At 38.3% G+C, this 14,316-nt stretch carries 13 protein-coding genes and 2 tRNA genes; 6 read left to right on the forward strand and 9 right to left on the reverse strand.

The annotated features are described in order from the left end of the window. Window positions 1-5: 5 nt before the first annotated feature. From HCO57_RS12210 to folE, 7 genes are all read right to left on the reverse strand, one after another. On the reverse strand, window positions 6-1,220 hold the full coding sequence (locus HCO57_RS12210; protein ID WP_167989250.1) for an ATP-binding cassette domain-containing protein: 1,215 nt from the start codon (window positions 1,218-1,220) through the stop codon (window positions 6-8). An 8-nt stretch (window positions 1,221-1,228) separates the two neighbouring features. Continuing rightward, a complete protein-coding gene (locus HCO57_RS12215; RefSeq protein WP_167989251.1) occupies window positions 1,229-1,756 on the reverse strand; it encodes a GNAT family N-acetyltransferase in 528 nt (175 codons plus the stop codon). Window positions 1,757-1,759: 3 nt separating this feature from the next. Next, window positions 1,760-2,233, reverse strand: coding sequence for a DUF192 domain-containing protein (locus HCO57_RS12220; RefSeq protein WP_167989252.1), 474 nt, complete (start codon window positions 2,231-2,233; stop codon window positions 1,760-1,762). 2 nt (window positions 2,234-2,235) lie between these two features. Next, window positions 2,236-3,216, reverse strand: coding sequence for a prolipoprotein diacylglyceryl transferase (gene lgt, locus HCO57_RS12225; protein ID WP_167989253.1), 981 nt, complete (start codon window positions 3,214-3,216; stop codon window positions 2,236-2,238). Between the two features lie 89 nt (window positions 3,217-3,305). Continuing rightward, a complete protein-coding gene (yidD, locus tag HCO57_RS12230) occupies window positions 3,306-3,554 on the reverse strand; it encodes a membrane protein insertion efficiency factor YidD (protein ID WP_167989254.1) in 249 nt (82 codons plus the stop codon). After that, entirely contained in the window at window positions 3,529-5,013 is a 1,485-nt protein-coding gene (cysS, locus tag HCO57_RS12235; protein WP_167989255.1) for a cysteine--tRNA ligase, read from the reverse strand. Before cysS ends, yidD begins: the two co-directional genes overlap by 26 nt. After that, window positions 5,013-5,693: a GTP cyclohydrolase I FolE gene (gene folE / locus HCO57_RS12240; RefSeq protein ID WP_136951124.1), complete on the reverse strand. Its 681-nt coding sequence runs from the start codon at window positions 5,691-5,693 to the stop codon at window positions 5,013-5,015. The genes cysS and folE overlap by 1 nt, the downstream gene beginning before the upstream one ends. A gap of 134 nt (window positions 5,694-5,827) precedes the next feature. Between folE and HCO57_RS12245 the strand changes: the two genes are divergently transcribed. Together HCO57_RS12245 and HCO57_RS12250 are read left to right on the forward strand one after the other, a co-directional pair. Continuing rightward, a complete protein-coding gene (locus HCO57_RS12245) occupies window positions 5,828-7,630 on the forward strand; it encodes a T9SS type B sorting domain-containing protein (protein WP_167989256.1) in 1,803 nt (600 codons plus the stop codon). 108 nt (window positions 7,631-7,738) lie between these two features. After that, the gene (locus HCO57_RS12250) at window positions 7,739-9,190 is read left to right on the forward strand and encodes a T9SS type B sorting domain-containing protein (protein ID WP_167989257.1); all 1,452 of its coding nucleotides are present in this window, start codon (window positions 7,739-7,741) and stop codon (window positions 9,188-9,190) included. A 58-nt stretch (window positions 9,191-9,248) separates the two neighbouring features. Here HCO57_RS12250 and HCO57_RS12255 read toward each other — a convergent pair whose 3' ends face one another. After that, window positions 9,249-10,757: an OmpP1/FadL family transporter gene (locus HCO57_RS12255; RefSeq protein WP_167989258.1), complete on the reverse strand. Its 1,509-nt coding sequence runs from the start codon at window positions 10,755-10,757 to the stop codon at window positions 9,249-9,251. 34 nt (window positions 10,758-10,791) lie between these two features. Continuing rightward, complete coding sequence (locus HCO57_RS12260) at window positions 10,792-12,087, reverse strand: hypothetical protein (protein ID WP_167989259.1); 1,296 nt, start codon at window positions 12,085-12,087, stop codon at window positions 10,792-10,794. A gap of 98 nt (window positions 12,088-12,185) precedes the next feature. On the opposite strand from HCO57_RS12260, the gene proS reads away from it, so the two are divergent. From proS to rpsT, 4 genes are all read left to right on the forward strand, one after another. Next, window positions 12,186-13,661 carry a proline--tRNA ligase gene (proS, locus tag HCO57_RS12265; protein ID WP_167989260.1) on the forward strand — a complete coding sequence of 492 codons (1,476 nt, stop codon included), beginning with the start codon at window positions 12,186-12,188 and terminating at the stop codon, window positions 13,659-13,661. A 79-nt stretch (window positions 13,662-13,740) separates the two neighbouring features. Beyond that, window positions 13,741-13,812: transfer RNA gene (locus HCO57_RS12270), tRNA-Glu, on the forward strand. A 36-nt stretch (window positions 13,813-13,848) separates the two neighbouring features. Then, window positions 13,849-13,920 (forward strand) — tRNA-Glu (locus HCO57_RS12275). An 18-nt stretch (window positions 13,921-13,938) separates the two neighbouring features. Continuing rightward, window positions 13,939-14,190 carry a 30S ribosomal protein S20 gene (gene rpsT / locus HCO57_RS12280; protein ID WP_136951115.1) on the forward strand — a complete coding sequence of 84 codons (252 nt, stop codon included), beginning with the start codon at window positions 13,939-13,941 and terminating at the stop codon, window positions 14,188-14,190. Window positions 14,191-14,316: the final 126 nt, after the last annotated feature.

The following is a 14,316-nucleotide window of genomic DNA, read 5'->3' on the forward strand; positions in this document are numbered from 1 at the left end:
TTTTTTTATGCTTGGCGTCCTATACTACCTTCTTCTGTAGGAGTTAATACAAATTGTTTTGAGGGTTTTAAATTTGCTTCTTGTCTGTGCGATACATATAAAATGGCTGCTTTGCTCTGTTTGCTGTAAGTGTTTACTAAGGCTACAAAGAGTGCCGCTTTTTCGTCATCTAAACCTACAGTAGGTTCGTCTAAGATGAGTAATGGTGGGTGCTTTATCATGGCTCTTGCTACCATTAATAATCGTTGGTCTCCTGTACTCAAGTCCTTGAAATAGCTGTTTGCCTTTGATGTAAAACCCAAAACGTTAAGCCATTTTTTAGCCAAGTTTTTTTCTATAGCATTTGGAATGGTGTATAAACCTACGGAATCATGTAAACCTGCAATAAGCATATTTTCAACAGTGTGATAGCCTTTAAATTTATCTACCATTGCAGGAGAAAAATAACCGATCATTTTTTTGATGTCCCAAACACTTTCTCCACTACCTTTTTTATGGCCAAACAACTCTAGATTCTGACCGTATCCCATAGGGCTATCACCGGTAATTATGTTTAAAAGGGTGCTCTTACCACTACCATTTGGGCCAATTAACTGCCAGAATTCCCCTGGTTTAATAGTCCAGTTGATGTTTTTTAGAACTTTTTTAGCACCAAAGGATACGGAAACAGCTGTGAACTTAGCAATGTTTCTGTAAACCTTTGTGGTGGTTAGTGGCTGGGGAATGTCTTCGGTAAACGTAATAGTTGGTTCTTTAGGTTTAGTTGCGTGGCTGGCGATACCATCTTTAGTTAAATAATACCATTGAGATATACTGGGAAGTATATCTGAAGGTCTTGTTACTACTTGTATTATCTGATGTGTCTTAGACAAAGCATCAAAATCTTTTTTTAAATGCTCTTGTGTTGCTACATCTAAATTATCATAAGGATTAATCAGTAATAAAGTTTCATAATTTTGTGCTAGTAAATAGTGCAGTAGTAATTTTTTGCGTTCACCGCTACTCATGGTTTTTAAGGCTTGGTCGGTATTTTTGGTTAAAATCTTCTGCGCTAACCGGTCTTCTAAATCTATGTAATGGGCTATTGTGGTGTTAGAAAAAAGTCCAACACTTTTAGAGTTAGTGATAGGTATTTCTTTGTATTTATTTGCTAAAATGTTTGTATGAAGGGTGGCAGTATTGGTATCGTTAGGTATCAGTAGAGCAACGGATTTTTGCATAAGCTATTTTAGCTTAAATGTACGGTATAAATGCCAACCGTATTTCCTTTATATATTGTGGTTCTGTTGAGTTTCATGCCATTCTTTTCTGCTACTTTTATGGAGGGTAGGTTTTTGATTGCTATAATAGAAATTAATTCTTGGGCTAGCTGCTTTTGAGTGGCATAAATTTTACAAGCCGTGGCTGCTTCTGTGGCGTAACCTTGCTGCCAATATTGTGGTAAGATAGAATAGCCAATTTCCCATAGCATCTTATCGTCTACTTCCTGTAGTAGCAAGCCGCAAAGACCTACCAGTTCATTGGTTTGTTTGCTGATTAAGGCATTCATGCCACCAGTATTATTTTGGTATCGTTCAAAAATACCTTCAAATTGCTGTGTACAGGCAGTTTTTGGGTCTTGTGGCAGGCCGTACCAATATTGAGAACTTCTTTTGTCTTGATGGAAGGGTAACCATGCGTCAAAATCAGATGGTAACACCTTTCTAAAGAACAAACGCTCCGTTTCTTCTCCTTCTAATAAGTAAGAAGATGACATCTCCTATCTATTATAAGTAATTTTATCGCCAACTTCTAGATTCCATTTTTCTGCTAAGCCCGCATTGACCTCTAAGACGTACTGGATAGGTACCAAAGAAGAAAGTCCGGTTTCATCAAAAGGTTTTGCGTTTTCTTGGAAACTAGCAATATTCAAATTTTCATCAATATAAATGATGTCTAACGGAATCTCTGTATTCTTCATATAAAAGGAATGCACGCTTACATCTGGGAATATAAAGAGCATACCCTGTTTTTCTTCCATATGGTCTCTGTACATTAAGCCAGTTTGCACTTCGTATTCCGTCTCTGCAAATTCTATGTCTAACTGCACCAAGAGCGAGTCGTTTTTATGTATACGTAATTCACCCTCTTTGGTAAATGCAATTTTTTCTGTAGTTATAGTTTTGCTTTCGGTTTCTTTACAGGCGGTAAAGCTTACAAGTGCTAAGAATAATAGTGCAAAGGAATATTTCATACTTAGGAGATTGCTGTTTTTTCTTTGGTAGGTCTAAACATTAAATACAAGCCTATAAGGACAAAAGGGATGCTAAGCCATTGTCCTGTACTTAACGTTTCACCTAAATTAGATTCAAATCCACCTTGACTTTTCTTAAAAAACTCTAAGAAAAAACGAATTGGACCCCACATGGTGGCTAGCCAAAACCCGAAAAGAAAACCTTCTTTCTTTGGAAGATTGGTTTTCCAATACATCCAAAAATACATGATTAAGAATACAATTAAATACCCAAAAGCTTCGTACAATTGTACAGGGTGCCTAAAAGGGATACTTTCTAATACGGAAGCAAAATCTGGATTGTTTTCTATAGCTTTATAAGCTGCACTTGCAGTTCTTTCTTTAGTTAACATCATTGCTTGGTAGCCAGACATATCATCAGAGTCACGTATAAAACGCACAGCCAACGGAAAAGACTCTTCGGTTACCTTGCCATTGATTTCAGAATTAAAAAAGTTGCCAATACGTACAAAAGCACCACCTATAGCACAAGTAATTGCAACACGGTCTAGGAGCCAAAGTACGCTCATGTCTTTATACTTTCTAGAAAACAAGTATAGCCCTAATATCCCAGCAATAGCAGCTCCGTGGCTAGCCAATCCTGTAAAACCTGTAAATTCATACCCATTAATAAAACCAAAAAGGCTGCTATTGGCACTTTCTCTTATGGGTAGTAAAATCTCTAAAAGGTGGTCTTTATAATACTCCCAATCATAGAAAAAAACATGGCCTAACCTTGCTCCTAACATAATGGAGATTACGCAGTACATAAACAGAGAGTCTAGTTTTTCCATAGACTTATTCTCGTGCTTAAAAATTCGCTTCATGATGTAAAGGCCTAATACAAAGGCTGCAATCCAAAGTAAATTGTAATATTTAATCTGTATAAAACCTATTGTAAATAGGGTGTCGTCTGGATTCCAGGTAAAACCAAGAAAGTACATGTGCATTTGTTTTGGGCTAAGATAATTATTATAGGAATAAGCTGGCTTTTGTTTTAGCGTATAGATTTTTGTAAAATTAAAAACTAACCTTAGGGTACAGGGTCATGACCGCTACCACCAAACGGGTTGCAGCTTAAAATACGTTTTATGGCTAACCAACCGCCTACAAATAGGCCGTATTTTTGTAAGGCCTCTAACGTGTATTGAGAACAGGTAGGAGAATAACGGCACGTTGGTGGGGTTAAAGGCGAAATAAATCTTTGGTATATCCGAACTAGAAAAATGAACGGCGCTATCAGTATTTTTTTAAGGCTAGTTGATGCTAAAGGTGGTGCCATCTTTTCCGTCCTTTAACTGTATGCCCATAGCTATTAGCTCGTCTCTAATTTTATCAGAAGTTGCAAAATCTTTATTAGCTCTTGCTTGGTTTCTTAAATTGATTAGAAGATTTACTACACCTTCTAAGGTTTCACTATTGTTATCTGTAGTGGCTTGGTCTTTAAGGCCTAATACTTGACTTACAAAAACTTCCATAGTGGCACTTAATTTTTTAGCATCGGCCTCGCTAATGGTTTCTTTACCCTCTTTTATAAGATTGATGCGTTTTACTGCATCAAAAAGTTTTGCTATAAGTATGGGTGTATTAAAATCATCGTTCATGGCATCATAACACTGCTGTTTAAATGCATCTACATCAAAATTAGTTGTGGTGGTAGCTGTTTCTAACTTACTTAAAGATTTCATAGCTTCCATTAACTTGTAATAGCCTTTTTCTGAAGCTAATAGGGCCTCATCACTCAGGTCTAAGATACTGGTGTAGTGCGCTTGCATCATAAAAAACCGAACTACGGCAGGGGTAAATGCTTTACTAAGAATGTCGTTATTACCACTAAATATCTCTGATGGATAAATGTTGTTATTGGTAGATTTAGACATTTTCTTACCATTAAGAGTCAACATGTTGGCGTGTAACCAATAGTTAACCGGGGATTGGCTATTACAAGCTTCTGCCTGAGCTATTTCGCACTCATGATGTGGAAATTTTAAATCCATTCCGCCGCCATGAATATCAAATGTTTCGCCCAAGTATTTGGTGCTCATTGCGGTACATTCTAAATGCCATCCAGGAAAACCATCTCCCCAAGGAGATGGCCAGCGCATAATGTGTTGGGGTTCTGCTTTTTTCCAGAGGGCAAAATCTTGCGGATTGCGTTTGTCATCTTGCGCCGTAAGCACTCTGGTATTGGCAACCATATCTTCTAAATTCCTGCCGCTAAGTTTACCATAGTCATTACTTTCATTAAACTTAACTACATCAAAATATACAGAACCGTTTACCTCATAGGCAAATCCATTATCTAAAATGTTTTTGATGATTTCTATTTGTTCAATTATGTGCCCTGTTGCTGTGGGTTCAATGCTTGGAGGTAATAGGTTAAAATGCTGCAAGGTTTCATGAAAGTCTACCGTATAGCGTTGCACCACCTCCATAGGCTCTAGCTGTTCTAACTTCGCTTTTTTGGCAATTTTATCCTCTCCTTCGTCTGCATCATTTTCTAAATGCCCGGCATCTGTTATATTACGTACATAGCGCACCTTATACCCTAAGTGTTTAAGGTATCTAAAAATCATATCAAAAGACATAAACGTACGGCAATTGCCTAAGTGTACATTGCTATATACCGTAGGTCCGCAAACATACATGCCTACATAGCCATCTTTTATGGATTTAAAAACTTCTTTTTTTCCGGTTAAGGAATTGCTGACTTTTAAGGTTTGCTGATTGTACAGTTGCATTAAAATTCGGTATCTAGGTTAATGTAATCCAAGAATTCGCTTCTCACGGCTTCATCCTTAAATTTACCGCCGTATTCTGCTGTAACCGTGCTACTTTCTATATCACGAATACCTCTTGAATTTACACAAAGGTGCTTCGCATCTATAACGCAAGCCACATCTTCTGTGCCTAATACTTTTTGTAGTTCTTTTACTATTTGTATGTTGAGCCTTTCCTGTACCTGTGGTCTTTTTGCGTAATAATCCACAATACGGTTCATTTTAGAAAGGCCTACCACAGTACCATTAGAGATGTAAGCCACATGTGCGCGCCCTACTATAGGGAGTAAATGGTGTTCACAAGTAGAGTAAAGTACAATGTTCTTCTCTACCAGCATTTCACCGTACTTGTACTTATTGTCAAAAGTAGATGCGCTTGGTTTTTTGTCTGGATGTAAGCCGCCAAATATTTCTTTTACAAACATTTTGGCTACACGTTTTGGAGTTCCTTTTAAGCTATCGTCGTCTAGGTCCATGCCTAGCGTGAGCAATATTTCCCTTACATTATCTTGGATTCTGTCTATCTTTTCGTCATCGGAAAGTAAAAATGCATCTTTGCGTAAAGGGGTGTCCGATGAGGAGCCAACGTGGTCGTCGCCTCTTTCTTCATACTGTTCTTCCAAAGTCTGATCTAATTTCATTAGCCCTAAAATATGACCCACAAAGATATACATTAATGCCTTATTTAACATCTTGTATTCGATCATTGACAACATAAATTATTGTTAAGGGGGGCGGTGCTATAGATTTACAACTTCCAAATACGTAATTACTTATGTTTAGGTCTCACAAGATCTTCTTCATTTTTTGTTGGTTATTATCGCTAGGAGCAATAGCACAAACGGCACCGGATTGTAGTACAGCTATACCCATTTGTTATGATACGCCTATTAATGGTGGTACCAACGGGTATGGCGTAGATGATTTTAATGGAGCTGCAGACACGGGATGTTTACAGCAGTCAGGGGTTGGTACAATAGAATCTAATAGTGCATGGTATTTTTTTAGAACCGGAGCTAGTGGACAGTTGGGATTTAATATTGGCCATGATTCCGCAGAGGATTGGGATTTTGCACTTTACAGAGCAGAGGATTGTAATGCTTTAGGAGAACCTATTCGTTGCAATTTTGCAGATAACAGAACCAACAGCGCTTACACGGGAGTAGGGGAGCACCCTTCTGGCGATACGGCATCTTTACATTTTGAAGATTGGCTTACGGTGGAGCCGGGTGAACAATATTATTTGTTGGTAAATAACTATACGAACAATAATAATGGTTTTTCTATTCAGTTTACAGGGGAAATATTTGTTACGAATCCTTATGATGCCTTGGATTGTGCTATCATAGATAATTTATTGGGCGGTCCGCAAGTAGCTTGTCAAGGGGATCAAATTACTTTAGATGCAACCACAGAAGGAGCTTTGGGGTACAATTGGTTTAGAGATACAGGTAATGGTTTTGAGCAAATAAATGGCGAAAATTTAGAAACCTTAACCGTTATAAATGATGCTTTTTACCGTGTGCAGGTTTTAAAGGGGTCAGAAACAATAATTAGTGACGTGCAAGTGGTTTTTATGGCAATACCTACTGCCAATAGCGTTGCAGACGAAATAACGTGTCAAAATGAAATAGGGTTCAATCTAAACACTAAGGATAACGAGGTTTTAGGAGCTCAAAGTCCAAACGATTACTTAGTCAGTTATCATGGCAGTCAACTAGATGCAGATTTGGGTAGCAATCCTTTGCCTATTCCCTATTTTGGTTCGGTTGGGGAAGAAACTATTTATATTAGGGTTGCTAATCGTCAAAATAGTATGTGTTTTGATAGCACACAACAGTTTATATTAACCACTTTAGCTTCTCCAGATTTGGGTCCAGATGAAGAATTACTCATTTGTGCAGAAAACGGAGAGTTAACTATTGGAATTACAGCGCCGGACCCGGATATCACTTATTCTTGGAACACTGGAGAGGGCACTCCTTTGATACAAATTACTACTCCCGGAGAATATGTTTTAACAGCTCAAAATAATAGTGGAAATACGTTTTGTGTTCGTACAAAAACGTATAAAGTAGTAGCTTCTGTTATGCCGGCTATTGCAGAAGTGATAATAGAAGATTTTAATGTGAGTAACACAGTTACTATTGTTCCTGTAGATGGGGGTGAATTTGAATACCGATTGGATAGTGATGATTTTCAGTCTAGTAATACGTTTATAGACGTTTTGCCAGGAAATCACGTGATTCATATGAGGGATATATATGGTTGTGGAGTAGTAAAAGAAGAGATTGTGGTATTGGGATTCGTTCCTTTTTTTAGTCCTAACGGCGATGGTGCAAATGAAACTTGGCATATTAAGGGCATTGAAGAGTTGGATGAAGCCGTAGTGCGGATTTACAACAGATATGGAAAATTGCTAAAGGAACTAACCGCTCACGATAGTGGCTGGGATGGTACATTTAAAGGATTGGCCGTGCCTTCATCAGACTACTGGTTTAGTTTATCGTATCTAAATTCAGATGGAGCTCGTGTAGAGGCTAAATATATTCAGAACCATTTTGCGCTAAGACGTTAATTCTATTCACTTGCCATACATCGATTTATCGATATTTTACTAGGTTTTATATAATAAATTTGGGTGTTTTGCAGTTAAACTCTATTGAAAACTAGAGCGCCCCAACCCATGCGAACACTACTTATTGTTTTTACCTTTCTGTTAGGTACTACCTTTTTGGTACGCGCGCAGAACTCTGCAGATTGCCGTACCGCCATTCCTGTTTGTGCCGATGCACCTATTATTGGCATTGCAGAAGGCAGTGGAGATATAGACGAATTTGATCCTGATGTTATTAGAGAAACCGGCTGTTTAGAAAAAGGCAGTAACAGTTCTGCGAACATTGAAAACAATACTTCTTGGTTTGTTTTTAGAGCAGGTACAGACGGCAGAATTGGGTTTGATATAGAAGCTTTGCCGGCAAATGGAAATACAGCAATAACGGCAGAGTGGGATTTTGCCCTCTATGGTCCTTTTGATGAAGAAGACAACATAAATTATTGTGGTGTAATTGGTGATGGTTCTATGCAACCCATACGTTGTAACTACGAGGTAAACGATACACAATTTACTGGTGTTGGAGTAAATCCAGAAAACGGGCAAGCTGGAGCTCCACCCTTAGCATCTAACAATAATACCTATGATGAGTGGTTAGATGTTGTTGCGGGGGAAATTTATTATCTTTTTATAAACAATTACAATACTAATTTTGATAATGAACCAGAGTCTTACGTTTTAACATTCACTGGAGAATCCGTAGACGAAAATCAGGATACGGCACTAGATTGTACATTGAGAGATGAATTTTTAGGGTTTGATATCATTGCTTGTGAAGGCGACCCAGATATTACACTATCAGCACTTAATTCTCCTGCAGGGAGTGGTATTGTAAGCGTTGATTGGTCTGTAGATTACGATGATGATGGTACTATAGATACGACGTTGGTAGGTACAGGAGATTTTGGCGGAGAGCTGGTAGTCTCTAGTCCAGATTCTGGACGCTATTTTGCTACTATTACGAATAGCTCAAACCAGACATATTCTGATGATATTTTAATTACATTTTATCCAACACCTGCGTTGCAAGAGGTACTCATAATAGAGGACTTGTCTAATGCCAATGACCCTGATAAATATGCAGTGGAGATTGTGGTAGATGGTACAGGAGATTACGAATATGCCATTAATGGTGGAGAGTTTCAGGATTCTCCCGTGTTTTTAGATGTGCCTCCCGGAGAAAATACAATCATTATAAACGATAAAAATGGTTGTGGTACTACAGAACCTTTACCATTCTTAGTCATTGGTTACCCAAAATTTTTCACTCCCAATGGAGATTTTGCTCATGATACTTGGATGGTGTTAGGTATGTCTCAGTTAGATAGTGCGGTGCTTTATATCTTTGATAGGTATGGAAAATTATTAAAACAACTAGGCCCAGCTGATGCAGGATGGGACGGTACTTTTAATGGGCGCCCTTTACCTTCTTCAGACTATTGGTTTAAGCTAGAATACAATCAAAATGAAGAAAGTGTTTTAGTGGCTAAGACCGTCCGTAATCATTTTTCTTTATTACGATAAAAAAATAGCCGAGTGGATTTCACTCGGCTATTTAGCTAATTCAATAAGAGTTTATCTATTAAAACTTTAATGTATACGTTAGAGTCACATTAGTGTTGGTAAAGGTACTCGCTGCAGTATTCGAAGCTGCATCTAGTAATGCAAAATCCATGTCTTGTTCTGTGTGTACAAAGGATAAATCTAGTTTGCTACCGCCAAAATCATACCCCAATCCTGCAGAATATCCGCTTAAATCATCCATGATTTGCTTGTCTGCATAGGGACTCTCTATTATTTGGTATCCACCTCTAAGACTCAATCTTTCTATTCTGTATTCACCTCCTAATTTATAACTATTTACTGCGCCTAATTCACTTGCTATAAAGGTGTTTTCTTCTTCAAATACAGGGTCGTTGTTTGGCCTTAATTCCGCTTTGCTAAAATCCTGATGGCTGTAATCAAAACTTAGTAATCCATCTTTACCAAAAACTATAGCGGCACTACCAGTCACTTTGCTTGGAGTTTGAATTGTGTAATCTTCGTAAAAATTAATAAGATTAAAATTGATAAAACGAATTTCACTATCAGCCAGGTTAGAATTAATTTGTTGTGATAAATTATCGTTTAAATAGTACCAGGTAGGCGATTGATAACTACCACCAACCCTAATATTGTCATTTAGTTTGGCTATAGCACCCAGACTAAAAGAAAAGCCATTTCCTTCAGTTTGCAATAAATTATCAAAGGAAGAAAAATTAACGGGAGAATCAGTAATGTAACCATCTTCATCTAATTGGGTAAATCTTTCAAATAATACCGAATGAAAATTTAAGGAGGCACCCAAGTATAAATTTTCTTGGTATTGACCAGAAAAATTTAGGGTAAACTTACTATTGTATCCAGCTGTTGATTGCAAATAACGCTGATTTACTTGACTGTATTCTGTGTTAGATAAGTAACTTTCACCATCCGGATTATCTGGGTCGGCTGGAGAGATTAATCCACCTGCATAACCTAAAAAGGCTTGTTGGTTGCCAAAGTTTTGTAATTCTCCAATCTCTAAGTAAACATCGTCTACAAATTCGCTGTTAGGGTCGTAATTAATACTGCCAAATGGGACTCCGTTGGCAAACCCTAGAAAGTACTGGTCAACCCCAGTTGTACTGTTTCCGTTAATTCGGTATTCGTTGTCAAAACTGTCAACTAAATCATAGTTAACAGCTAATGCCATTTTTTTCCAATTGCTATTTGGATTTTGAGAGTTAAATACAAAAACACCACCAACTTGGTTTAATTCAACGGAATTCAGGGTGGTATTATTAAAAGAGCTGCCGTAGCCTTGGTCGTTAGACCTATTGTAATTGGAGCCCGAAATGGCAAACTGTCCGTAATTGAAAATGGCAGATCCTGCGGGGTTGCTATTTAATGATGATAAATCACCACCTAATGCACCAAACGCGCCGCCCATTGCTTGGTACCGAGCTGTGCCTTGGGATTCTTCTAACCCTAATCTCAAAACATCATTTATATTCTGGGCATTTGCACTTAGGCATGCCAATCCCAATATGAGTGTTAATATTCTTTTCATAGCGTTGTTTTAAATACTGTGTTTTTTTAGAAAATTATTGTCTTCTACCACTGCTTCTGCCAGAACTTGAACGTCCAGAACTAGAAGATCTGCTACCAGAAGAGCTAGACCTGCTATAACTACCGCTACTTCTGCTAGAACTTCCAGAGCTTCTGTAACTACCGCTACTTCTGCTGCTAGAGCGACTACCGCTATTATAAGACCTGCTTCTGCTAGATGAGCCAGAAGAGGTGCGTCCGTAAGACCTATTGGTACCAGAAGAGCTTCTGCTTACACCTGTATTGCTAGATCTGCGGCTATATGTCCCAGTGGAATTTCCTCTATTATATGCTGAATTTGAACCTCTATTGTAACCAGACCTACTAGTACCTGCAGAAGATCTAGAATATTGGTAGCCCCTAGTGGCACCACTGTATCTAGGTACAGATCGTGAACTTCTACTAGTACGGTATTGTTGATTTCTGTTGATTGCTGAGCGGTTTACTGTGCCTGTACTACGACCGCTAGAATATTGACTAGAACGCCCAGTTGTGCTTCTGGCGCTCGTGGCTCTTCTAGAGCTGCTGTAAGCGCTAGATCTACCTCTATTGTAATTGGTATTTATAGCATTATATCCTCTGCGGGTTCTGTTGTACGCATAATACCTATTGTTGTAGTTATTGTAGTAAGGTCTACCCCAGTTTCTACCGTAATAACCTCCGTAGCCCCAGTTGTTCCAACCCCAGCCGTAACCCCATCCAGCATAACTCCAACTATTAAAGAGCCAAGGGTCGTTCCATCCCCAGCCGTAACCCCATCCGGCATGTCCCCATCGGTATGGGTTGTACCATCTGTTGTTCCATCCCCAGCCAGTATTCCAAGCATTCCATCCCCAGCCATTCCAGCCAGCATTCCATAACCAAGGGTCATTCCATCCCCAAGAATTATCATAAACGTTTATCTGTACGCTAGTAGCGTTATCACCCCAACCACCATAACCTTGGTAGTCATTTTGCGCATAATAATCTTGTGGAATATTTACCCCAACACTGTCATTGTATTGCTGCCCATAGTACTCATCTACATCCGTAAAAACCTCAGAATCTAGAATTTCTCCGTACTGATTTGCTTTTTCGCCAAAGTAAGTTCCATAGGTGTTGGTTGCTGTTTGTTGGTTTCTTACGCCTTCTGCATTTCTTTTTTCTACAGAAACCATTTCGTTGCTATTGCCGTAGATGCCATCATTATCATAGTAAGAAGCCTGTTGGTAAGAGCCACAAGAGGCTAAAACCAATCCTAGTGAACATAAAATCACTGTAGATATCTTGGAGAGGGGTAAATTATGGTACATAACAAATCTTTTTATTATTGAACATACTAAAAAATAGTTAGTTTTACCGTTCTATTTTTGTTAAAACTAGTCACAAGATTTGTGCCAAACTAAATTGGATGGGAAAAAACTTAACGAGCAGGGCAGAGGATTATTCTAAATGGTATAACGAATTGGTAGTCAAAGCAGATTTGGCAGAAAATTCAGGAGTACGTGGATGTATGGTTATAAAGCCTTACGGTTTTGCCATATGGGAAAAAATGCAGGCTGCATTAGATAAAATGTTTAAAGAAACGGGTCATGAGAACGCCTACTTTCCACTTTTTATCCCAAAATCTTATTTAAGTAAAGAGGCTAGTCACGTAGAAGGCTTTGCCAAAGAATGTGCTGTAGTTACACATTACCGATTAAAAAATGCTGAAGACGGTAGCGGTATTGTAGTGGATGAAGATGCAAAATTAGAAGAAGAGTTAATTGTAAGACCTACTTCTGAAACCATCATTTGGGATACTTATAGAAAATGGATACAGTCCTATAGAGATTTACCCTTAAAGTTAAATCAATGGGCAAATGTAGTACGTTGGGAAATGCGTACGCGCTTGTTTTTACGTACGGCAGAATTTTTATGGCAAGAAGGGCATACGGCTCATGCTACCGAAAAAGAAGCTATAGAAGAAGCAGAGCTTATCTTAAAAGTGTATGCAGATTTTGTAGAGCAATTTATGGGGGTGCCAGTGATAAAAGGCGTTAAAACAGAAAGTGAGCGTTTTGCAGGTGCTGTAGAAACGTATTGTATAGAGGCACTAATGCAAGATGGTAAAGCTTTGCAGGCAGGAACTTCTCACTTTCTAGGTCAGAATTTTGCAAAGGCGTTTGACGTAAAATATGCTACTAAAGAAGGCGGGCAAGAACATGTTTGGGCTACATCTTGGGGCGTGTCTACGCGTTTAATGGGGGCTTTAATTATGACGCATAGCGATGATAATGGACTTGTTTTGCCTCCTAATTTGGCGCCAATACAGGTAGTTATTGTACCTATTTACAAAGGCGAAGAACAATTAGACGTGCTTAGAGAAAAAATCAATCCATTAGTAACCGCGTTGCGAGAAAAGAATATCTCTGTTAAGTTTGATGACCGTGATACGCATAAACCTGGATTTAAATTCAATGAATACGAATTAAAAGGTGTGCCTGTGCGTTTAGCAATGGGGAAACGCGATTTAGAAAACGGTACCGTAGAATTGGCTAGGAGAGATACCTTGGAAAAAACTTCTGTAGCATTAGAAGAGGTTGTTGAAAAAGTAGAAGGTTTGCTGACAGAAATACAAGAAAACATTTACAATAAAGCTAAATCGTTTCAGCAAGAAAACATCACAGAAGTAAACTCTTACGATGAATTTAAACAAGTTTTAGAAGAAAAAGGCGGATTTATCTCTGCTTTTTGGGATGGTACCAAAGAAACAGAAGAAAAAGTAAAGCAAGATACCAAAGCAACCATACGCTGCATTCCTATTGGGGTTAAACAAGAAAATGGGGCTTGTATGGTAACAGGAAAACCAGCAAATTATAGGGTACTTTTTGCAAAAGCATACTAAGAATTAAAAAAAAATGGTTTAGGTATTGCAATACTTAAAAATAGTTGTATTTTTGCGTCCGCAATTATGCAACCATTATGGCCCGTTCGTCTAGGGGTTAGGACGCCAGGTTTTCATCCTGGTAACAGGGGTTCGATTCCCCTACGGGCTACGAAGTTTTTTTTGAAAGAATTGTTCATATTTTAATGGCCCGTTCGTCTAGGGGTTAGGACGCCAGGTTTTCATCCTGGTAACAGGGGTTCGATTCCCCTACGGGCTACAAAAACAAAAATTTAAAATGGCAAATCATAAGTCAGCATTAAAGAGAATTAGAAGAAACGAAGCCGTTCGTTTACGTAACAGATACCAACATAAAACTGTACGTAACGCTATTAAAAAGCTTCGTAATGAAGAAGACAAGAAAGAAGCAGAAGCTTTGTTGCCTACAGTTGTTGGTATGATTGATAAGTTAGCTAAGAAGAATATCATTCACACAAACAAGGCGTCTAACTTAAAGAGTAAGTTGATGAGAAAAGTAGCTGCACTTTAAGCAGTACTTTTTATTTGATATAAAGTCCTGATGGTAATCCATCAGGACTTTTTTTTTGTCCAAAATTTAATGCACATTAGAAAAATGTTGTAAAATCTGACAAATACGTTGTGTATTGCCATAATA

Source organism: Croceivirga sp. JEA036 (assembly GCF_011882165.1).
In the GTDB taxonomy this organism is placed as follows: Bacteria; Bacteroidota; Bacteroidia; order Flavobacteriales; family Flavobacteriaceae; genus Croceivirga.